Source organism: Bradyrhizobium sp. JHI2711 (genome assembly GCF_056156565.1).
Genome location: NZ_JBPZPT010000002.1, coordinates 325,366 through 345,340 on the forward strand (window position 1 = coordinate 325,366; position 19,975 = coordinate 345,340).

General features: G+C 66.1%; 19 protein-coding genes and 2 tRNA genes. 15 read left to right on the forward strand and 6 right to left on the reverse strand.

Annotated features, from left to right (window positions below; all coding sequences use genetic code 11):
* Positions 1-28: 28 nt before the first annotated feature.
* The 3 genes from ACTEK7_RS14060 to tsaD all read right to left on the reverse strand — a co-directional run bounded on the left by ACTEK7_RS14060 (position 29) and on the right by tsaD (position 2,681).
* Positions 29-442 (reverse strand): EVE domain-containing protein, encoded by a 414-nt coding sequence (locus tag ACTEK7_RS14060; protein ID WP_225113176.1) that lies wholly within the window; start codon positions 440-442, stop codon positions 29-31.
* A 2-nt stretch (positions 443-444) separates the two neighbouring features.
* The gene (locus tag ACTEK7_RS14065; protein ID WP_225148225.1) at positions 445-1,425 is read right to left on the reverse strand and encodes an NAD(P)H-dependent glycerol-3-phosphate dehydrogenase; all 981 of its coding nucleotides are present in this window, start codon (positions 1,423-1,425) and stop codon (positions 445-447) included.
* Between the two features lie 188 nt (positions 1,426-1,613).
* A complete protein-coding gene (gene tsaD / locus ACTEK7_RS14070) occupies positions 1,614-2,681 on the reverse strand; it encodes a tRNA (adenosine(37)-N6)-threonylcarbamoyltransferase complex transferase subunit TsaD (RefSeq protein WP_225148249.1) in 1,068 nt (355 codons plus the stop codon).
* A gap of 157 nt (positions 2,682-2,838) precedes the next feature.
* On the opposite strand from tsaD, the gene ACTEK7_RS14075 reads away from it, so the two are divergent.
* The 5 genes from ACTEK7_RS14075 to ACTEK7_RS14095 all read left to right on the forward strand — a co-directional run bounded on the left by ACTEK7_RS14075 (position 2,839) and on the right by ACTEK7_RS14095 (position 7,415).
* Positions 2,839-3,585: a uroporphyrinogen-III synthase gene (locus ACTEK7_RS14075; RefSeq protein ID WP_225148226.1), complete on the forward strand. Its 747-nt coding sequence runs from the start codon at positions 2,839-2,841 to the stop codon at positions 3,583-3,585.
* Positions 3,586-3,648: 63 nt separating this feature from the next.
* Positions 3,649-4,869: a COG4223 family protein gene (locus ACTEK7_RS14080; RefSeq protein ID WP_225148227.1), complete on the forward strand. Its 1,221-nt coding sequence runs from the start codon at positions 3,649-3,651 to the stop codon at positions 4,867-4,869.
* Between the two features lie 35 nt (positions 4,870-4,904).
* A complete protein-coding gene (locus ACTEK7_RS14085; protein WP_225148228.1) occupies positions 4,905-6,704 on the forward strand; it encodes a heme biosynthesis HemY N-terminal domain-containing protein in 1,800 nt (599 codons plus the stop codon).
* Between the two features lie 99 nt (positions 6,705-6,803).
* A tRNA-Thr gene (locus ACTEK7_RS14090) sits at positions 6,804-6,879 on the forward strand.
* Positions 6,880-7,022: 143 nt separating this feature from the next.
* Positions 7,023-7,415, forward strand: a complete 393-nt coding sequence (locus ACTEK7_RS14095; protein WP_036024216.1) for a hypothetical protein — start codon at positions 7,023-7,025, stop codon at positions 7,413-7,415.
* A gap of 132 nt (positions 7,416-7,547) precedes the next feature.
* Here ACTEK7_RS14095 and ACTEK7_RS14100 read toward each other — a convergent pair whose 3' ends face one another.
* On the reverse strand, positions 7,548-8,603 hold the full coding sequence (locus tag ACTEK7_RS14100) for a polysaccharide deacetylase family protein (RefSeq protein ID WP_036002909.1): 1,056 nt from the start codon (positions 8,601-8,603) through the stop codon (positions 7,548-7,550).
* 252 nt (positions 8,604-8,855) lie between these two features.
* On the opposite strand from ACTEK7_RS14100, the gene ACTEK7_RS14105 reads away from it, so the two are divergent.
* On the forward strand, positions 8,856-9,149 hold the full coding sequence (locus ACTEK7_RS14105; RefSeq protein WP_036038816.1) for a hypothetical protein: 294 nt from the start codon (positions 8,856-8,858) through the stop codon (positions 9,147-9,149).
* A gap of 152 nt (positions 9,150-9,301) precedes the next feature.
* Positions 9,302-9,517, forward strand: coding sequence for a hypothetical protein (locus ACTEK7_RS14110; RefSeq protein ID WP_036002903.1), 216 nt, complete (start codon positions 9,302-9,304; stop codon positions 9,515-9,517).
* Between the two features lie 134 nt (positions 9,518-9,651).
* On the opposite strand, the gene ACTEK7_RS14115 is transcribed toward ACTEK7_RS14110, so the two are convergent.
* Positions 9,652-11,340, reverse strand: a complete 1,689-nt coding sequence (locus tag ACTEK7_RS14115) for an MFS transporter (protein WP_225148229.1) — start codon at positions 11,338-11,340, stop codon at positions 9,652-9,654.
* Positions 11,341-11,476: 136 nt separating this feature from the next.
* On the opposite strand from ACTEK7_RS14115, the gene ACTEK7_RS14120 reads away from it, so the two are divergent.
* From ACTEK7_RS14120 to ACTEK7_RS14150, 7 genes are all read left to right on the forward strand, one after another.
* Positions 11,477-12,850, forward strand: coding sequence for a hydrolase (locus tag ACTEK7_RS14120; protein WP_225148230.1), 1,374 nt, complete (start codon positions 11,477-11,479; stop codon positions 12,848-12,850).
* A 35-nt stretch (positions 12,851-12,885) separates the two neighbouring features.
* Positions 12,886-14,256, forward strand: a complete 1,371-nt coding sequence (locus tag ACTEK7_RS14125) for a cytochrome P450 (RefSeq protein ID WP_225148231.1) — start codon at positions 12,886-12,888, stop codon at positions 14,254-14,256.
* Positions 14,257-14,306: 50 nt separating this feature from the next.
* Positions 14,307-15,716 (forward strand): adenylate/guanylate cyclase domain-containing protein, encoded by a 1,410-nt coding sequence (locus ACTEK7_RS14130; RefSeq protein ID WP_225148232.1) that lies wholly within the window; start codon positions 14,307-14,309, stop codon positions 15,714-15,716.
* 178 nt (positions 15,717-15,894) lie between these two features.
* Complete coding sequence (locus tag ACTEK7_RS14135) at positions 15,895-16,416, forward strand: tellurite resistance TerB family protein (protein WP_225148233.1); 522 nt, start codon at positions 15,895-15,897, stop codon at positions 16,414-16,416.
* A gap of 188 nt (positions 16,417-16,604) precedes the next feature.
* A complete protein-coding gene (locus ACTEK7_RS14140; RefSeq protein WP_225148234.1) occupies positions 16,605-17,384 on the forward strand; it encodes an SDR family NAD(P)-dependent oxidoreductase in 780 nt (259 codons plus the stop codon).
* Between the two features lie 129 nt (positions 17,385-17,513).
* On the forward strand, positions 17,514-18,308 hold the full coding sequence (locus ACTEK7_RS14145; protein ID WP_109142003.1) for a glutamine amidotransferase: 795 nt from the start codon (positions 17,514-17,516) through the stop codon (positions 18,306-18,308).
* A gap of 150 nt (positions 18,309-18,458) precedes the next feature.
* Positions 18,459-19,271, forward strand: a complete 813-nt coding sequence (locus tag ACTEK7_RS14150) for an enoyl-CoA hydratase (protein WP_036002884.1) — start codon at positions 18,459-18,461, stop codon at positions 19,269-19,271.
* Between the two features lie 122 nt (positions 19,272-19,393).
* On the opposite strand, the gene ACTEK7_RS14155 is transcribed toward ACTEK7_RS14150, so the two are convergent.
* A tRNA-Ala gene (locus tag ACTEK7_RS14155) sits at positions 19,394-19,469 on the reverse strand.
* Between the two features lie 204 nt (positions 19,470-19,673).
* Here ACTEK7_RS14155 and ACTEK7_RS14160 point away from each other — a divergent pair.
* Positions 19,674-19,964 (forward strand): YggT family protein, encoded by a 291-nt coding sequence (locus ACTEK7_RS14160; RefSeq protein ID WP_036002872.1) that lies wholly within the window; start codon positions 19,674-19,676, stop codon positions 19,962-19,964.
* Positions 19,965-19,975 lie beyond the last annotated feature (11 nt).

Here is a 19,975-nt window from a genome sequence, read left to right on the forward strand (position 1 = left end):
GCTCCATCCGGGCTACGAAACGACGTAACTACATCCCGCCCATCTTGCAGACGAGCTTCCACTCCTCTGCCGTCACCGGCTGCACGGAGAGGCGCGAATATTTCACCAGCGCCATATCCGCGAGCTTCTTCTCCGCCTTGATCGCGGCCATCGTCACCGGCGTCTTCAGGGGCTTGTCGGCCTTGATGTCGACGCAGACGAATTTGCCGGTCTTGTCGGTTGGATCGGGATAGGCCTCCTTGATGATCTCGGCGATGCCGACGATCTCCTTGCCCTCGTTGGAATGATAGAAGAACGCCTTGTCGCCCTTCTTCATGTTCACGAGGTTCTGACGCGCGGTGAAATTGCGCACGCCGGTCCAGGCCTCGCCCTTGGCGCCCTTCGCAACCTGCTGGTCCCAGGACCACACCGACGGTTCGGATTTCACGAGCCAGTACGCCATGCTTATTCCTCTGCCTTGAAGGGGCGCGTCATCAGCGCCGAGATCGCGGCATCGATCGTGCTTTTGCCGCTCAGGATCGATGCGACCGCCTCAGATACCGGCAACTCGATGTTTTGCGAAGCGGCGAGCTCGATCAGCACGGGGGCGGTGAACTCGCCCTCGGCGAGCTTGCCGGCGGGAGGCTGCTCGCCGCGGCCGAGCGCGAGGCCGAGCGCGAAGTTGCGCGATTGCGGGCTCGAGCAGGTCAGAATGAGATCACCGAGGCCCGACAGGCCGGTGAGCGTCTCGCTGCGTGCGCCGAGCGCACGGCCGAGGCGCGTCAGCTCGGCAAAGCCGCGGGTCGTGAGCGCCGCCTGCGCGGAGGCGCCGAGCTTGCGCCCGACCGCAATGCCGACCGCGATCGCCAGCACATTCTTGGCGGCGCCGCCGATCTCGACGCCGCGAATGTCGGTGGAGTGATAGGGGCGGAATGTCGGCGAGCCCAGCGCCTGCACCAGGCTGCTGGCGAGCGCCTCATCGCTTGCCGCCAGGGTCACTGCCGTCGGCAGGCCGCGTGCGACATCGTCGGCAAAGCTCGGCCCCGACAGGATCGCCGGCTGCGCGTGCGGCGCGGCCTCGGCGATCACGTCCGTCATGAACTTATGGGTGCCGTGCTCGATACCCTTGGCGCAGGCGACGATCGGCACCGCCTTCGTGATGTGCGAGGCCAGCATGTTGACCGCGCCGCGCAAATGTTGCGCCGGCGTCGCAATCAGCAGCATGTCGGCACGCGCGGCGAGCGCCAGATCGCTCGTCACGACGAGCTCAGGCACGATCCGAATCCCGGGCAGCCGCGGATTGTCGCGCGTCGATGCGATCCGCGCGGCGTGCTCGGCATTGCGTGCCCACAGCGTCACGTTTCGCCCTGCTCGCGCCGCCACCGTCGCCAGCGCCGTACCCCAGGCGCCCGCGCCGATCACTGCGACGGATTGGAACGCGGTCATTGCGCGATCCCTCCACTCCCTCGCCCCGCTTGCGGGGAGAGGGTCGGGGTGAGGGGCAGTCTCAGCGGGGACGGTGACAGAGAGACTCGCGGAGAGTCCCCCTCACCCGGATTGCATCTCTGATGCAATCCGACCTCTCCCCGCAAGCGGGGCGAGGTGAAGGGGAGCCCGTGGCAGCGTCTGCTCATTCAATATCCCGCCCGAGTCTTGCCGTAGCCCGCGGGCGCGGTCGCGTTGGCATCGAGCAGCCAGCGTGCGCGCGGCTGCGCGTCCATCGTGTCGGTCAGGCCAAGCGCCAGGCGCTCGGCGCCGGCCCAGGCGATCATGGCGCCGTTGTCGGTGCACAGCGCGGGTGGTGGCATGATCAGCTGCGTCCCGGCCTGCTTCGCGACATCGTCAAGCGCGCCGCGGATCGCCTGATTGGCGGCAACGCCGCCGGCGGCGACCAGCGCGCGCGGTGCGCCGAACTGCTCGCGGAAAAGCTTCAGGCCGACGCTCAGCCGGTCGGCCGTTGAATCGAGCACGGCGGCCTGGAAGCTCGCGCAGAGATCGCTGATGTCCTGCGGCATGAGCTCGGCCAGCCGGCTCGCTTCGGTGCGCACCGCCGTCTTCAGTCCCGACAGCGAGAAATTGGCATCGGGGCGCCCCTGCATCGGCCGGGGAAACGCAAAGCGCGTGGCATCGCCGCCTGCCGCCGCGCGCTCGACCTGCGGGCCGCCGGGATAGGGCAGGCCCAGCATCTTCGCGACCTTGTCGAAGGCCTCGCCGATGGCGTCGTCGACCGTGGTGCCGAGCCGCACATACTGGCCGACACCGGTGACTGCGACGATCTGGGTATGGCCGCCGGAGGCGAGGAACAGGCAATAGGGAAATTCGATGCCGTCGGTGAGACGCGGCGTCAGCGCATGCGCTTCGAGATGATTCACCGCGACCAGCGGCGTGTCGTGCACCATCGCGATCGCCTTCGCGGTGGTGAGTCCGACGATGACGCCGCCGATCAGCCCGGGCCCCGCGGCCGCCGCGACGCCGTCGAGCTGAGCATAATCGATGCCGGCCTCGTTCATGGCGCGGTCGATGATCCCATCGAGCACGTCGACATGCGCGCGCGCGGCGATCTCCGGCACCACGCCGCCGAAGCGGGCATGCTCCTCGATCTGCGACCGCACGATGTTGGACAGGATCTTGCCCTTGCCGTCGGCCGCGCGTTCGATCACGGCCGCGGCGGTCTCGTCGCAGGTGGTTTCGATGCCCAGCACCAGCATTGGCGAATTGTTATCCAATTTGCGCCCTTGCGCTCATCCATAAAGCAGAGTTCTGGTACGTCCGGTAGCATCCCGGGGTCGGCTTGCGCAATCGTCACGCGCAGCCGTTCTGGTCAATGCGTTACCGCCAAATGGTCCGGGAACAGCAGCGATGTCCATTCTTGTCACACGGCCGCATCCCGACAATGCGGCGACGGCGGACAATCTGCGCACGCGCGGGCATGCGGTACTGCTTGCGCCGGCGCTCAAGCTCGAGCCGGTCGCCTTCCAAGGCGAGAGCGAAGTTTCTTATGATGCCGTTCTCGTCACCTCGGCCAACGCGATTCGCGCCATAGCGCCGCAATTGCCGGACCTCGGTCTGCTGGAGCTGCCATTGTTCGCGGTCGGCGAACATACGGCTGCAGCGGCGCGAGAGGCTGGTTTTGCCAAGGTGATCGTCGCCGGGGGCGACGCCGCGTCCTTGCGCGACAAGGTGATGCAGAGCGCGCGCGACAAGGTGCTGAAGAAAAACAGCACGCTGTTGTATCTGGCGGGCGCGGATCTGTCGCGCGATCTTGGCGGCGAGCTCGGCGCGGGAGGTTTCCGCGTGGTGACGCAGACGACCTACCGCATGGCGCCGGTGAAGCATCTGCCGCGCGAGGTGTGCGAGGGCTTTGCCGCCCACGGGATCGAGGCGGTGCTGCACTACTCCCGGCGCAGCGCACGTGCGTTCCTCGATGCGGCGCGGGACGAAGGTGTCGAAATTTCGGCGCTGGCGATCCCGCATTGCTGCCTGTCCGAGACCGTTGCGGGCGTGCTGCGCGATGCCGGCGCGTCACAGGTTCTGGTGGCCGCAACGCCGGACGAAACTGCCTTATTCGACACCTTGGAGCGTGCGTTGCGGACCCGTTTGGCGTAAAGGTCGGGCCGAATCCGACGCAATCTAATCCACCCTGGTATGGAAGTGTGAGGAACCGTCACGATGGCCGACGACAAGCCTGAAGACGCTGGATTGGCGCCCGATCCGGGTCGTGCCAAGCGCACCCCGCCCACCATCGACCTCGAGGCGACGGAAGTCTCGACCCAGCCGCAGCAGGTCGCGGGCGAGCCCGAGGCATCCGAGCATGTCGCGCAGGAGCAGGCCAGGGTGGAAGAGCCCGGCTCGGAACAGGTCAAGGCCGAGCCTCAGTCCGAATCTGCAGAGCAGCAGGCCTCCGCGGCGGTGCTTGTATCGGCGCCGATTTCGCCCTGGGTCATCGCGCCGTTCTCCGGCGTTGCCGCGGCTGCGGTCGTGATCGCAGTCGGCTGGATGCTGGGCTGGCCCGCGGTGCAGGCCCCGCCGGCCGCGCCGCAGGTCACCAGTGCGACCGTCGATGCGCTGAGCGGACGCGTTGCCGCGGTCGAAGCCAGGGCCGCGAGGCCGGCGGCCGATCCGGCCCAAGTCGCGCGGATCGACGCGTTGGAGAAAGCGGCGAGCGCACTGCGCGGCGACATCGCCAATTTGCGCGCACAGTTCGATAAGACGGCGAGCGCGCTGAACGATGCGAAATCCGCGCCGCCGAGTGCCGCGCCCGATCTTGCCGCGCTCACCGACCGCATCGCCCAGCTCGAGCGCGCGAGCAAGACCGAGCGGGCCGAGCTTGCGCAGCAGGGCGAGAAGATCGCCGAGGCCAAGACGATGGACGACAAGCCGCTCCGCTATGTGGTCGCGGCGTCCCTGCTCGACGTTGCCGTTCGCCACGGCGATCCCTATCAATCGCAATTGGCGGCGGCGCGGTCGCTGGCGACCAAGCCCGATATGCTCAAGCCGCTCGAGGCGTTTGCATCGTCCGGCATCCCGACATCGGCGGCGCTGAGCCGCGAGCTCCTCAATATCGTGCCGAAGCTGTCGCCGCCGGCTGAAGCTCCGTCGAGCGAGGCCGGCATTGTCGAGCGGCTCCAGGCCGGCGCGTCAAAGCTCGTGCGGATCGAGCGCACCGATGGCGTCGGCAACGATCGCGGCGCCATCGTGACGCGCGTCACGGCGGCGGCGCTCCGTAGCGATTTCGCCGAAGCGCGGCGCGAGCTGAAGACGCTGCCCGAGGCTGATCGTGCTCCGGCGCAGGCCTGGCTCGACAAAGCCGACGCCCGCGACGCCGCGCTCGCCGCGTCCCGCAAATTCGCCGACGATGCCATGGCGGATCTCGCCAAATCTACTCAATAAGATTCGCGCAACAATCGGCGCGTATAGGGATCGCCATGCTTCGCATCGTCCTCTTTCTCGTCTTGATCGCACTGGCGGCGGCCGGCGCGGCCTGGGTCGCCGACCAGTCCGGTGATCTCGTCCTGACCGCGGGCAGCTTCCGCATCTCGACGACGCTGCCGAGGTTCGTGTTCTTGCTCGGCCTCTTCGCCGCTTCCGTCGTGCTGGTCTGGAGCATCCTGACGATGATCTGGCGCATGCCGGGGCGCTTGCGCCGACGCCGTCATGACAAGCGCCATGCCCGCGGCCGTCACGCCATCACCCATGGCCTGCTCGCGATCGGCCACGGCGATTCCGCGCTCGCGCGCCGGCACGCCGAGGCGGCGCGGCGGCATGCACCGAACGATCCGCTCGCACTGCTTTTGCACGCGCAGTCGGCGCAGCTCGAAGGCAATCGCGACGAGGCGCAACGCGTCTTCCGCGCCATGGCCGAACGCGAGGACACGCGGCTGCTCGGCCTGCGCGGTCTCTTCATCGAGGCGCAGCGCGCCGATGATGCGGTCGGCGCCGTGATGATCGCGGAGGAAGCGATCAAGCTGTCGCCGTCCGCGACCTGGGCTTCGCACGCGGTGCTCGGCTTCCGCTGTGCGCGCGGCGACTGGAGCGGCGCGCTCGCGATCCTCGATTCGAACCTGTCCGCGGGCCTGATCGACAAGCAGACCTATCGCCGGCAGCGCGGTGTGCTGCTCGCCGCGCGTGCGCTGGAGCTGGAAACGATGGACCGCGACGTCGCGCGCGAGAGCGTGCTGGAGGCGGTCAAGCTCGCGCCGACCTTGGTGCCGGCGGCCGTGCTCGCGGCAAAATTCGAGAGCGAGGCGCATCAGGTGCGCCGCGCCATGAAGCTGGTGGAAGCCGCCTGGCTCGCCAATCCGCATCCCGATCTCGCGGATGCCTATGCGCATGTGAAGCTCGGCGATTCCGCATGGCACCGCTTGCAGCGGGTAGAAAATCTCGCCGCGAAGACCCCCGCCGACAAGCCCGGTTATGTCGAAGGGCAGCTCGCAATCGCGCGCGCTGCGATCGAGGCCTCGGAGTTCGCCCGCGCGCGCGAGGTGCTCGCGCCTTATCTCAAGGATCCGACCCAGCGCGTCGCGCTGCTGATGGCCGAGATCGAGCGCACAGAGCATGGTGACGGCGGCCGCGCCCGCGCCTGGACCTTGCGCGCGGTGCGCGCCCGGCTCGATCCCGCCTGGACCGCGGACGGCTATGTCAGCGACCGCTGGCGTCCGGTCTCCCCGGTCACCGGCCGCCTCGATGCGTTCCAGTGGCAGGCGCCGGTCGCGAGCCTGCCCTCGGACAAGGGCCCCACGCTCGAATCCTCGGCCTTCGAGGAAGCCATGCTGGCCGCTCCGCCGCCGAAGCGGGTGACCGCCGCTCCCAGCGAAGCCGCGGTGGAACCGCCGGAGGTGGCCCCGCTGCCGGCACCGGCCGCGCAGGACAATTCACCCCCTCACGCCAAGGACGCCGCGAAGGAGGCTACCAAGGAAGTGGCCGAGGAGACTGGGGAGCAAACTGCGAAGGTCGACGAGCCGGTCGTCACGCCCGCCGAGCCGGCGAATCCGGCTCCGGCGCCCGCCGAATCATCGCCGCCGGCGCCGACGCCGGTCTTCCGGACCCGGGCCGACCTCAGCAAGCCCGCCTCGGCGCCGACCCAAACCGTCATCCCGATCGTCCGCGCACCGGACGATCCCGGGATCGACGACGACGGCCCAAGCGACGAATTTACGGAACAAATCGGCACGCCCAAAGCCCAGGCGGGCGGCTGGCGCGGATTCTGGTCCCGCTGGGGCGCGTGAGCGGTATTTCGCCTCCCGCTTGTCCTTGCCAATTCGGGCCATGCCCGATATCAGGGGCGCGCGTATCGGGGCCGGCATTGCTTTGGTCCCGGCAGGTTCGCCGCAATAGCTCAGTCGGTAGAGCACGTCATTCGTAATGACGGGGTCGGGGGTTCGAATCCCTCTTGCGGCACCAGCGCCCCGGTTCATCCGACCCCAAGCGCTCCGATGACCAGGCATCAGCCTGCATCAGGGCTCGCTCGGCTGCGTGATCGCGATCACATAATCGCAGACATGGCTCCCCTAACGTCCTGTCACGCCAACACGGGGAGACTTCACATGCGCAAGATCATTCTGATTGCCGCCATGCTGCTGGCTTCGGCCTCCGCCCAGGCAGGCGGCTCCCGCGGTCTGTCGCTGGCGGCGGCAGGCGAACAGACCTCCACTCCGCAAACCACGACATCGGCGAGCACCGTGACGGCGCAGGTGAGCGAAGCCGCGCCGGCCACCGAGGTTCAGAAATATCATGATCGTCCGCCGGCGGTGTCGCTCTCCGCGCCGACAGTGGCGACCACTCCGACGGTCACCACACCGGCGACGGCCTCCGCGCCGGTCACGACGCCCAAGCCCGCCGCCAAGACCACGGCAAAGGCGGACAAGCCGAAGCCCAAGCGCAGCTGGACCGAGCGCCGCATCATCAGCGAGCTGCATCGCCACGGCATCTATTGGTGAGGCGCCGACCTGTACCCTGATCTCGCCGTCATGCCCGGGCTTGACCCGGGCATCCACGTCGTCGCGCCTGATCCTAAAACGTGGATGGCCGGGACAAGCCCGGCCATGACGCAAGAGTTTTGGATTTGGCGCTTACTGCGAGATCGTTTGCACGACGCTCGCGATCGGACGGGAGTTCGTGCCTGCGGTCGGCACCTTCATGTCCTTCATCAGCGCCTCGTCATATTCCGGCAGCGTCTGGAGGCTCGTCTTGGCCTTCATCTGCACGACCTTGTAACCGCCGGCCTTCAGCCGCGCGAGCAGCGTCGGCAGGGCGAGGCCCGTGTTCTTCTGGAAGTCGTGCATCAGGATGATGCCCTTGCCGAGCTTGTCCAGCCTCGTCATCACGGTCTCGACGATCTTCTCCGGCGTCGCGCCCTTCCTGAAGTCGAAGGAGTCGATTTCGGTCGAGAACATCGCGACGTTGCGGGTGCCGAAATAGCTCACCATCGCGGGATTGTGCTGAAGCTGCGGAAAGCGGAAGAACGGCGCCGGGTTGGTGCCGAGCGCGAATTTCACTGCGCTGAAGCCCTTCTCAACCTCGTCCTTGACCTGCTGCTCGGTCAACTTCTTGCTGTTCAGATTGACATGCGACCAGGTGTGCGTGCCCACCGTGTGGCCCTGGGCCAGCACCTGCTTCAGGATCTCCGGATGGTAGGTCGCGTGCTTGCCGACCGAGAAGAACAGGCCCTTGGTGCATTCGTCCGCGAGCGCCTTCAGCACCGTGGGCGTGTTGACCGGCCACGGACCGTCGTCGAAGGTCAGCACGACCTCCTTCTCGGTCAGGAAGTCGAACTGCTTGAAATGCTCGAAGCCGAAGCCGGGGCCGCCCGTCGTGTCGATCTCGACGACGCGGGACACGCCCAGCGCGTTCGGATTGGCGCAGGCCTGCTTCGGCTGCATCGGCATGACCGGCACGGGGGCAGGTGCTGGAGCTGCTGCGGCCGGCTTGGCCGCGACGGCCGCGGTGGTCTCGACGTCGTCCTTGGCGGCGAGCTTCGCCTGTGCCGGCAATGGGTCGGCGGCACGGGCGGCAACTGTCTTGGGAGCGCCCTGGTCGGCGCGCGCGGAATAATAAAACCAACCGCCGGCGGCGATCACGACCGCCGCAACTACACTGGCCAGCATCAGGCCCAACGCATTACGCATCGTTACTCTTTCCAATTACGCAACCAAACCGGCGGAATTTCCCGCGCGACGAGCCATTAATGCGAAGTAAGAGTTAACGTGACACCAACACGACAGCGGTTGCGAAGGAATTTCAGTGGGGTGCGCTAGAGTGACTGAGGTCACAGAGGGTGGGTCTCCCGTGAGCGTCATCACAGTGGAAACGGTTTTGCCGGAGCATCGTAGCTCCCATCGACAACGGGCCCGCTGAGGCGGCGCCAACGGGAGCTTCAAATGACCAAGTCGTTTACCGGCAAGATCCGCGACACCAGCCTGGCCCTGGGCTTTGCCGCCATCGTCTCGATCGCTTCGACGGGCGCGAGCTTCGCCTTCTCGGCCGAGGCGCAGCAGATGTGCACGGGCGATGCCTTCCGTCTCTGCTCGGCCGAGATCCCCAATATCCCGAAGATCACCGCGTGCATGATCAAGCATCGCTCGGACCTCAGCGCCGGATGCCGCGCGGTGATGGACAAGACCCTCGCCAAGGGCGCCTCGCGCAAGGTCGCTGACGCTCAGGACACACAGTAACCAAGACGCTGCAGCTCCCCTCGTCATGCCCCCCGGCATGAAGCCGGGGTGATGCGGCGGCGCCCTGCAGCTAGTCAACAAAGCCGTTGCAGGTGCGGGATCGTCGCACTAGCTTCGCCCGCACGTCTTTCCGGGTAAGAGGCAATTGCGCGATGACCAGACTGCTTTTCGTTATTTCCTTGCTCCTGTGCGCATCGAGCGCCTCCGCGCAACAGCAGCCCGGCCATGATGCCTGCGCGCGCGACGTCACGCGCTTCTGCCGTCCCGTAATGGACAATGGCGACGGTGCCGTGCTGGCCTGCCTGAAGCAGAACCGCACCAAGCTGAGCAAGGCCTGCGACAAGGTGCTGACCCAGCACGGGCAGTGATCGTCATTCCGGGGCGCGCGAAGCGCGAACTATGGTGCGCAACTGCGCACCTGAGAATCCATCGCGCGACCAACTCCTGCGATAAATGGATTCCGGGTTCGCACCTTACGGCGCGCCTCGGAATGACGAGAGGCCTACGTACTGCTTCCCGCCGCGGTCGCGACCACCGGCAGCACCTCGCTGTTGGCGCGGTCCGGCGTGTCGTCCTTCCAGCGCACCGAACCGAATGGGCGCTCCAGCATGCGGCGGATCCGCACCGGCTCGGGACCGATGTGGAAATCGATCGCCTGCTGATGCAGCGCGCGTTCGGACTGGGTCGCACGGTTGCGCTGACGCAAATAGTCGAGCCAGGTCGGGCAGTGATAGCGCTCGGTCCACAGCTCGGGATCGGCGATGTCGCGCGCGATCGACCAGCCATAGGCACCGTTGCGCTGGCGCGAGAGCTGCACGTCCTGCATCACGTTGTGGAACGCGCGCGCATTCTCTTGCGCAACCCGATATTCGATCTCGACCACGAGCGGGCCGCTGCGCCCTGTCAGCGACAGCCTCACCTCGGGATCGGCCAGCATGTCCGCATCCTCGTTGCGGGCGCCGACACGCGGCATCGTGAGCCAGATGCCGAGCAGCGGCGAGATCAGCATCAGGCCGGCCGAGGTCAGCAATGCGATCTCGACGCCGGCATAGTCGGTGAGATGGCCCCAGCCCCAGGCGCCGATCGCGATGCCCCCGGCGATCGCGGCCTGGAAGGCTGCGAGCGAGCGACCGGCGACCCAGCGCGGGGCCGAGAGCTGCACGCCGATATTGAACAGCGCGATCGCCGCCATCCAGACTGCGCCGCCTAGCACCAGCGCGGCCGCCGTCAGCACCGGCTCCGTGCTCAAAGCGAGGGCGGCCATGGTGAAGGCCATCGTGATGGTGCAGGCGCGGATCGCGGCCTCGCCGCTCATGCGCTTGCGCAATTCGTGGATGTTGAGCGCGCCGATCACCGCGCCCATGCCGAAGGCGCCGAGCATGATGCCATACATCTGCGCGCCGCCATGCAGGAGGTCGCGCGCGACCAGCGGCATCAGCGCCATCACCGCGCCGCCGATCAGGCCCATCACCAGCGTGCGCAACAGCACGATCTTGATCGGCGGCGAATTGGTGATGTAGCGCACGCCCGAGACCATGGCGCGGTTGAGCTTTTCCCGCGGCAGGCGCGACACCTCGGTGCTGCGGCGCCAGAGCAGCAGCACCACCAGCAGCGGCAGATAGAGGATCGCGTTGCAGGCAAACGCGGCCACCGCCCCAAGCGCAGCGACGATGACGCCGCCGACCGCGGGGCCGAAGCTGCGTGCGATGTTGTAGCTGATGCCGTTCAGCGCCACCGCGGATGCCAATGCCTCGGGCGGCACTTGTTCGCTGACCGAGGACTGCCAGGCCGGACCGAACAGCGCATTGCCGCTGCCGACGATGAAGCAGAAGGCGAGCAGCAATTCCGGGGTGATCAGGTTGAAGCCGGCCAGCACGGTGAGCACGCTCGCGCCGATCAGCGCGATCGACAGCGAAATCACACTGACGATGCGGCGGTCATACATGTCGGCGATGGCGCCGGCCGGCATCGAGATCAGCATGATCGGCAGCATGAGCGCGGTCTGCACCAGGGCCACCTTGTCTGCCGAGGCCGCCATCTGCGTCATCGCCCAAGCCGCACCCACGCCCTGGATCAGGAGGCCGAGATTGGAGAGCAGGCTGGCGAGCCAGATTCGCCGGAACACGGTGTACCGCAGGGGCGCAGTGATGCCGTCGGCGGCCATTTTCGGGCGGTTCGGCTGCTCGGTCATATCCCCTTCCATATCGGATGGCAGAAGTGGTCGTGGTGATTCCGGCTAATTCAGTGATGCCCGCGAAAGTCCTTCGCTGTCCAGTGCTTAGGCCGGTATAAGCAGTGCAAAGAGCCAGGCTTGCCGGGAGGAACTGATGACGCTGTCGCGACGGACGATTTTGCGAGGGGCTGCGAGCGTGCCTTTCGCACTTGCGAGCTTGCGGACGGGCGCGCTGGCCCAGACCGCGCCCGCCGCCGCGCCCGGCACGGAGCTGCCGCCGATTCTGCTCGTCCACGGCAATGGCGATTACGACGCGCTCTGGATGACCACCTTGTGGCGGATGGAGTCCAACGGTATCGCGCGCGATCGCATGATGGCGATCAATTTCACCAATCCCCTGGCGCGTAGTGACGACAAGGTCGAGCAGGCGGGTCGCTCCTCGACCGAGGACCAGCGCCGCGAGCTCGCTGCCGCCATCGCTGAACTGAAGCGCCGCACCGGCGCACCTCGCGTGGCCTTGGTCGGCAGCTCACGCGGCGGCTATGCGATCCGCAACGTCATAAGGAACGGCGGCGCTGGCGATGTCAGCCATGCCGTGCTGTGCGGCACGCCCAATCACGGCGTGTTCGCGACCGACGACCAGCCCAACAGCGAGTTCAACGGCCGAGGCACGTTCCTGCGCAGCCTGAACGAAGGCGAGAGCGAGGTGACGCCGGGCGTTGCCTTCCTCACGCTGCGCAGCGATGGCATGGACAAATTTGCGCAGAGCGACGGCCGCTTCATCGGCAAGCCCGGCACGCCGACCAATGTCACCGCCGAAGGGCCGGAGCTGAAGGGCGCAACCAATCTCGTGCTCGGCGCGCTCGACCATCGCGAGGTGGCGTTCCACCTGCGCGCGTTCCGGGAGATTTACAAGTTCATCGCGGGGCGCGAACCTGCGCGCATCGCGATCGTGCCGGAGACCAGCGTGAGATTGAGCGGCCTCGTCACGGGCACGCCCGGCGGCGTGCCGACCAATCGTCCGGTCGCGGGTGCAATCGTCGATGTCTTCCGTGTCGATCCTGATACCGGGGAGCGCAAAGACGGTGCGCTGTACAGCTCGACAACAGGCTCAGATGGCCGTTGGGGGCCGGCGCAGGTCGATCCCGCCTGGTCGCTCGAATTCGTGCTGACCTCGCCGGATGCGCCGACGACGCACATCTACCGCTCGCCCTTCCCGCGCTCGTCCGAAGTCGTGCATCTGCGGCCCGCGCGCCCGCTCGGGCCGGCCGACAAGGACGCCGGCGCCGTCGTGATCATGTCGCGTCCCCGCGGCTATTTCGGCCTGCCGCGCGACGTGGTGTTGCTCGACGGCAAGGAGCCGGCCGACGTCAAGCCGGGCGTGCCCACGGATGCGGCAGCCACCCTGCGGCTTCCGGCCAGCGAGGTTGGCCGTAACATCGTTGCCCAATTCGGCGAAGAACGGATTGTGGCACGCGCCTGGCCTGCGTCCGAGAACCGGATTGCTATCGCCGAGCTGACTTACTAGCTATTTACCTGCGTCTCATCTTGCGGGAGAGAGCCATGAATATCGCCAGCGTGCGTCGGCCCATCACCCCTCCGGCTCCCCCGCGGGCGCCCGACGATATGTCGTTCTTCGGCCGGCTCGCGGTCATCAGGCAGAATATGATCGCGACCTGGGGTCAACGCGCCTACGAGGAAGAGGTCATTTCTGGCCGCTTCTTCTTCCGCAATAGCTTCATCCTGAACCAGCCGGACGCGATCCGGCACGTGCTGCTCAGCAATTACGAGAACTACACGCGCACGCCGGCCGGCATCCGCATGCTGCGCCCCGTGCTCGGCGACGGCCTTCTGATTGCGGAAGGTCATTCCTGGACGTTTCAGCGCCGCACGCTCGCCCCGGCCTTCACGCCGCGCGCGACCGCAAACCTCGTTCCGCACATGACGGCCGTGCTCGACGAAACCATCGCCAAGCTGGACGCGCAAACCGGTGAGCCGGTCGACCTGCGCGCGATCATGCAGCGCATGACGCTCGAGATCGCCGGTCGCACGATGTTCTCGTTCGGCATGGACCAGCACGGCGCAACCCTGCGCAACTTCATCATGGAATATGCCGCGCGGTTGGGGCGTCCGTACTTCCTCGACATGGTGCTGCCGGTGTCCTGGCCGAGCCCGATGGATTTTGCCCGCGCCCGTTTCCGCAAGCGCTGGACCGAGTTCGTGGCCATGCTGATCGCCGAGCGGCGTAAGGCGGGCAAGAAGGACGGTGCGCCGCCGCGCGATTTGTTCGATCTCATGGACGAGGCACGCGATCCCGAGACGGGCCAGGGCTTCTCCGACGAGCAGCTGGTCGACGAGGTCGCGACCATGATTCTCGCCGGTCATGAGACCACGGCGACGGCGCTGTTCTGGGCGCTCTACCTGCTCGCGCTCGATCGCGATACGCAGGAGGAGGTGGCGTCCGAGACCCGCGGCGAGCATCTCGACAGCATGGCCGACATCGATCGCCAGAAATTCACCCGCGCGGTGATCGACGAAACCATGCGGCTCTATCCGCCGGCCTTCCTGGTCGCGCGTGCCGCGCGCGATAGGGACAATGCGGCGGGCGTCGAGATCGGCAAGGGCGATATCATCATGATCGCGCCCTGGCTCTTGCACCGGCACGAGAAGCTGTGGGATCAGCCGAACGCTTTCATTCCAAAGCGCTTCATGTCACAGGAGGCGCCGGACCGTTTTGCTTACCTGCCATTCGGTGCAGGTCCGCGCGTCTGCATCGGCGCACCGTTTGCCCAAGCCGAATCCGTGCTGGCGCTGGCGCGGCTGATCGGAGCGTACCGAATCGAGCTTGCCGACCCCGCGACCCCCGTAATTCCGCTCGGCGTCGTCACCACCCAGCCGGACCATTCACCCCTGTTCCGCATCACGCGTCGGTGACAGGCTCGCGTCTGGCCGCTGGCGTGATCCAGCCTACATAGAGTTTCGCCATGAGCGACATCCAGGCCCAATTCTCCGTTCTGAAGCAGACCGCCGATCCCGTTGTGGTGGAGGCCATCGCGCAGCTGATCGCCAACGGTCATGATCGCGATCTCAACCGGATCAATGCGCTGGATTTTGCCGACCGGACCGGGCTCGACCAGGAGAAGGTCATTTCCGGCTTCCTGCACGCCTCGCGGCTCGGCCTGTTCGACATGAGCTGGAACGTGCTGTGTCCCGGCTGCGGAGGCGTGCTGGGCGCGCACGCCACACTGAAGTCGTTGAAGCACGACGACTACAATTGCGCGCTCTGCGCCGCCGGATACGAGGCCTCCGTCGACGAGATGGTCGAAGTGGCCTTCACCGTCAGCCCGCGGGTCCGCCGCATCGGTGCTCATGATCCCGACACGTTGCCGATCTGGGAGTATGTGCGGCAGATGTTCTGGAGCTCAGGCGTCGACATCAACGACGAATCCTTTTCCCGCCTGATCAACCAGGTAACGCTCGAAGCCCTCGAATTGCCCGCCGGCGAGAAGGCGATCCTCTCACTCAATCTGCCGAGCCAGTTCATCATCGTGTTCGAGCCGGTCACCCATTCCGCCCATTTCCTGGACGTTCAGGGTGAGCCGACCAGCGAGCGTCAGCAGCTGTCGATCATGTTCAACAAGCTGGAGGCGCCGACGGGGACCACCGTGATGCGCCCCGGACCGTTGCGTCTCATGCTCGAGAACCAATCGGACAGTCGCGTATTGCCCTCGGTCTGGATTGCCGACCACGCGTTGCACGAGATGATCGGCAAGCGCAAGCCGATCCTGACCGCCAAGCGCATGCTGTCCAACCAGACGTTCCGCGACGTCTTCAAGGCCGACAACCTCAATGTCGACCAGCGACTGAAGATCACGTCCCTGACGTTCCTGTTCACCGACCTGAAGGGTTCGACGGCGCTGTATGAGCGGGTCGGCGACCTCAATGCCTTCGATCTCGTGCGGGCGCATTTTCGCGCGCTGCTGGAGATCATCGCCGCCGAGAAGGGTGCGGTCGTGAAGACGATCGGCGATGCCGTGATGGCGACCTTCGTCAGGCCCGAGCACGCCATCACCGCGGGACTGCGCATGCGCGCGGCGATGGACGAATTGAACAAGCAGCGCGGCGCCAACGACCTCATTCTCAAGATCGGGATCCACGAAGGCCCCTGCCTCGCAGTCATGCTCAACGAGCGGCAGGATTATTTCGGCCAGACCGTCAACATCGCCGCCCGCGTGCAGAGCCTGTCGACCGCGCAGGAGATCCACATCACCGGCCCGGTGCTGGACGCTCCCGCAGTCGCCGAGGTGCTCAAGCAGCGCGCCATCAAGCCGATCCAGAAGCAGGCCGCGCTCCGTGGCATCGCCGACAAGATGGTGGTGTACGAGATACCGTGAGGCATCATTCGTCATTCCGGGTTCGATGCTGGCGCATCGCCCCGGAATGACGGTGAACAGATTGCCGAAACGTAATACGCGCGCGGAACTGACGCACGTTGCGCCGGTTGGGTTTCCTGCTCATATAGTGGTGGTAACGGCCGCGCTCCTTGCGGCGTCATCGATCTCGGTAGGACCCATGCTCGACGGCTTGCGCCAATTCATCGCCGACATTGTCGGTCCCCAAGCCCAGGACCGCGCATTCGGCGACAGCGATTATCGGCTGGCCGCGACCGCGCTGCTGGTCCATGTGGTCTCGCTGGACGGCCAGCCGAGCGCGGCCGAGCAGCGCAAGCTGCACAGCCTGATCGAAAACCATTTCGGGCTCGACCGCGGCACCGCCGACCGTCTCATCGCCGACGCCACCCAGGTCGAGGGCGAGGCCGTCGACCTCTATCACTTCACCAGCGTCATCATGCGCTCGCTCGACGAAGCGGGTCGCAAGCGGATCGTGCAGATGATGTGGGAGCTGGTCTATGCTGACGGAGAGGTCAGCGAGTTCGAGGACAATGTGGTCTGGCGCGCGTCCGACCTGCTCGGCATCTCCCAGCGTGACCGGATCGAGCTGAAGCACGCCATTGCGGAGCGTGCCGGTGGCCAGGTCAAGGATCGCGCCGTCGGACCGGTCCCCGGCGGATTGCCTGGCCTGCGAGCCACATGACGAAACTTTAATATAAGCCCGGCGGTCCCCCGCTTCTGCGGATTCGACTGCAAATACCGGTCTTTCCTGCTTCCACTGTCGCTCTCACAAGCAGCCATGCTGCCAGCGCCGCTTGCCTGGCGCGCACGGCTTATGCTCTCGTTCTGGTATTGCCGGGACCACAGACTTCAATTCAAGAGACTTCGATCGTGAATGAGCGGGTAACGTTGATCACCGGTGCCTCGGCGGGCATCGGGATGGAGCTGGCGCGTGTGTTTGCCACCAATGGACATCGCCTCGCATTGACGGCGAGACGGGTGGATCGGCTCGAAGCGCTCGCGAACGAGATCGCCGCCAAGGGTGGCAAGAAGCCGATCGTGATCGCCTGCGATCTCGAGGACCCGCATGCCGGTGAGAGGATCGCCGCGGAACTTGCCGCCGAAGGCGTCGAGCTCGATCATCTCGTCAACAATGCCGGCTTCGGCGTATTCGGCGATGCCATCGAGCGCGATCGCGTCGCGCAGCTCGGTATCGTCGATGTCAACGTCCGCGCCCTGACGGATCTGTCGCTGCGCTTCGCCGATCAGCTCATCCGGAACAAGGGCGGTCTTCTCAATGTCGGCTCGGTCGCAGGCTTCCTGCCCGGCCCCGGCATGGCCGTGTACTACGCGTCCAAGGCCTATGTGATCTCCTTCACCGAAGCATTGCGGGCGGAGCTCGCTCCCCGCGGCGTCCGCGTCACCGTGCTTTGCCCGGGCCCGGTGCCCACGGAATTCCAGGCCCGCGCCGGCGTTGGATCGCAACATGATACGGCCATGCTGAACGTCTCTGCCGCCGAAGTCGCGCGGGAGGCGTATCGCGGCCTGATGGCCAACAAACGGGCAGTGCTGCCCGGCCTCGGCAACAAGATTGTGCCGTTCGCGCTGCGCTTCTTCCCGCGCGGCTTCATCCTGGCGGCCACTAGCCGGTTCCAGCGGCAGCGGCGCTGAACGCCGCCGCCCGCGTCCGTAGTGGCCCGGAGCTTGCTTCCAGACGTGCGCGTGTGTGCGCAGACTCACACGATGTTAACCATCGCTTAGCTATGCTGGCGGTCTGAACCGATAGCACTCGCAGAGGCCATGTCGTTCCGGACGGACAGGTTTGGTGGCGCAGAGGTGGTCGCCTTCCCACAGAGGGCGGCGAGCGTCGCCGCCGCTGAAACCCGGCTGCCGGTTCTGATCGTCCTGCATCAGGAATGCTCGACACCCGGCCGCGTCGGCAATGCGTTGCGCGCGCTCGGCCACCGCCTCGACATCCGCCGTCCTCGCTTCGGCGATCCCCTGCCCGAGACGCTCGATCAGCATGCCGGGGCCGTGATCTTCGGCGGGCCGATGAGCGCCAATGATTCCGACGACTACATTCGCCGTGAGATCGACTGGATCGAAATTCCGCTCCGCGAGCAGCGCCCGTTGCTCGGCATCTGCTTAGGGGCGCAGATGCTGGCGATGCAGCTCGGGGCCCGTGTCGCGCCGCATGCGCAGGCGCTGACGCAGATCGGGTACTACCCGATCAGGCCGACCGCCGCGGGCCGCGCGCTCTGCCCGCACTGGCCGGCGCAGGTCTATCACTGGCATCGCGAGGGCTTTGAGCTGCCTGGAGGCGCCGACTTACTCGCCGAAGGCGATGATTTCCCGGTGCAGGCGTTCCGCACGGGCAATGCTTTCGGCGTGCAGTTCCACCCCGATGTGACCTATGCGATGATGTGCCGCTGGACCACGCGCGGCTATGACGGATTCAGCGCGCCCGGTGCACGGCAGCGGCATCATCATTTCGCGGATCGCGCCGTCTACGATGTCGCCGAACGCGCCTGGCTCGATCATTTCCTCGACGGCTGGTTGGAGCGCCGGCCGATGCTGGCGCAAGCCGCCGAGTGATCGCGGCTTCGCGCAAGTCCTTGGCGCAAGTCCTTGGCGCAAGTCCTTGGCGCAGGTCCTTGGCGCAAGTCCTTCTCCCATCCCGGGGTATGCTAGGCTCGCTTCTAACGAGCGCGTGCGAACGCGTGCCGGCAAACAAGGGAGAGCGTCATGGCCTACGAACACATTCTCTATGAGGTGAGCGACAAGATCGCGACCATCACGCTCAACCGCCCCGATCGCATGAATGCATGGACGCCGGTCATGGAGCGCGACGTGCGCAACGCGATGGAGGCATCGAGCGCCGACGACAATGTCCGCGTCATCGTCCTCACCGGCGCGGGCCGCGCCTTCTGCGCCGGCGCCGACATGGATGCGCTGAAGGGCCTCGATCCCAACGACGTCAGGCGCGCCTCGAACCTGCCGCCGTTCGACATGAATCGCCGGCCAGACTGGCAGACGCGGTACGGCTATTATCCTTCCATCAAGAAGCCTGTGATCGCCATGCTGAACGGCGCGACGGCAGGCATTGGACTGGTGCATGCACTCTATTGCGACCTTCGCTTTGCCGCCGACAACACCGTGTTCACCACCGCCTTCGCGCGGCGCGGCCTGATCGCCGAGCACGGCATCAGCTGGATGCTGCCGCGCATCGTCGGCCACGCCAATGCGCTGGATCTGCTGCTCTCGGCGCGGCGCGTGTCGAGCGAGGAGGCACTGCGGATCGGGCTGGTCAACCGGCTCTGTCCGCCGGAGAAGCTGCGTGAAGAGACGTATACTTACGCGCGCGATCTCGCCGATTTCGTCTCGCCGAGCGCGATGGCCGTGATCAAGCGCCAGCTCTACGAGGTGCCGTTCCAGACGCTGGCCGAGGCGACGATCGAGGCCAACAGGGAGATGATGGTGGCGCTGAACGGGAGTGATTTCAGGGAGGGCGTGGCGAGCTTCATGGAGAAGCGGCCGCCAAGGTTTACGGGGAGGTAGGGGGAGTTCACGGAGAGGGTCCGCCGTCGCCCTTCGGGCTATGGCGGGACAGCCTTCGCTCACTTCGCTACGAGAGAGCACGGCTGGCTTGCCTAGCCGTAGCTCGCGAAGCGAGCGAAGGCTGGTGGAGCCAGGCGGGATCGAACCGCCGACCTCGTCATTGCGAACGACGCGCTCTCCCAGCTGAGCTATGGCCCCTTTGCTGGCCGCTCTGGTGAACGCGGCCGACAACCGGGCGCCATTTAAGTCCCCGCCAAGGTCAAGTCAAGGACGGGCGTAACCCGGTTTTAGCTCTCAGGGTGCCGACTTCCCTTGTTTGGGCCTGACGGAACCGATATCTAGCAAACGGGGCGTCAATCCCGACCGAGCCAGAGTTTCCAAAAGCCAGAGGCCTCATAAGCCATGCGTGCCGTTCTCGACATCGTCATCATCGTGCTCGACCTCTACGTCTGGCTGCTGATCGCCTCCGCGATCCTGTCCTGGCTGATCGCCTTCAACGTGGTGAACACGCGTAACCAGTTCGTGTCGGCGGTGGCGGAGTTCCTCTACCGGATCACCGAGCCTCTGCTGGCGCCGATTCGCAATTTCCTGCCCAGCCTCGGCGGTCTCGACATCTCGCCGATCATCCTGATCCTGATCATCATGTTCATCGAGCGGGTGATCCTGTACTACATCTACCCGAACGTGGTCTAAGCGGGCGGGAG

Excerpts from the sequence above, each read along its gene's own strand:
- ACTEK7_RS14060 (WP_225113176.1), bottom strand. The coding sequence starts at position 442 with ATGGCGTACTGGCTCGTGAAATCCGAACCGTCGGTGTGGTCCTGGGAC.
- ACTEK7_RS14065 (WP_225148225.1), bottom strand. The coding sequence starts at position 1,425 with ATGACCGCGTTCCAATCCGTCGCAGTGATCGGCGCGGGCGCCTGGGGT.
- ACTEK7_RS14075 (WP_225148226.1), top strand. The coding sequence starts at position 2,839 with ATGTCCATTCTTGTCACACGGCCGCATCCCGACAATGCGGCGACGGCG.
- ACTEK7_RS14080 (WP_225148227.1), top strand. The coding sequence starts at position 3,649 with ATGGCCGACGACAAGCCTGAAGACGCTGGATTGGCGCCCGATCCGGGT.
- ACTEK7_RS14085 (WP_225148228.1), top strand. The coding sequence starts at position 4,905 with ATGCTTCGCATCGTCCTCTTTCTCGTCTTGATCGCACTGGCGGCGGCC.
- ACTEK7_RS14095 (WP_036024216.1), top strand. The coding sequence starts at position 7,023 with ATGCGCAAGATCATTCTGATTGCCGCCATGCTGCTGGCTTCGGCCTCC.
- ACTEK7_RS14100 (WP_036002909.1), bottom strand. The coding sequence starts at position 8,603 with ATGCGTAATGCGTTGGGCCTGATGCTGGCCAGTGTAGTTGCGGCGGTC.
- ACTEK7_RS14105 (WP_036038816.1), top strand. The coding sequence starts at position 8,856 with ATGACCAAGTCGTTTACCGGCAAGATCCGCGACACCAGCCTGGCCCTG.
- ACTEK7_RS14110 (WP_036002903.1), top strand. The coding sequence starts at position 9,302 with ATGACCAGACTGCTTTTCGTTATTTCCTTGCTCCTGTGCGCATCGAGC.
- ACTEK7_RS14115 (WP_225148229.1), bottom strand. The coding sequence starts at position 11,340 with ATGACCGAGCAGCCGAACCGCCCGAAAATGGCCGCCGACGGCATCACT.
- ACTEK7_RS14120 (WP_225148230.1), top strand. The coding sequence starts at position 11,477 with ATGACGCTGTCGCGACGGACGATTTTGCGAGGGGCTGCGAGCGTGCCT.
- ACTEK7_RS14125 (WP_225148231.1), top strand. The coding sequence starts at position 12,886 with ATGAATATCGCCAGCGTGCGTCGGCCCATCACCCCTCCGGCTCCCCCG.
- ACTEK7_RS14130 (WP_225148232.1), top strand. The coding sequence starts at position 14,307 with ATGAGCGACATCCAGGCCCAATTCTCCGTTCTGAAGCAGACCGCCGAT.
- ACTEK7_RS14135 (WP_225148233.1), top strand. The coding sequence starts at position 15,895 with ATGCTCGACGGCTTGCGCCAATTCATCGCCGACATTGTCGGTCCCCAA.
- ACTEK7_RS14145 (WP_109142003.1), top strand. The coding sequence starts at position 17,514 with ATGTCGTTCCGGACGGACAGGTTTGGTGGCGCAGAGGTGGTCGCCTTC.
- ACTEK7_RS14150 (WP_036002884.1), top strand. The coding sequence starts at position 18,459 with ATGGCCTACGAACACATTCTCTATGAGGTGAGCGACAAGATCGCGACC.
- ACTEK7_RS14160 (WP_036002872.1), top strand. The coding sequence starts at position 19,674 with ATGCGTGCCGTTCTCGACATCGTCATCATCGTGCTCGACCTCTACGTC.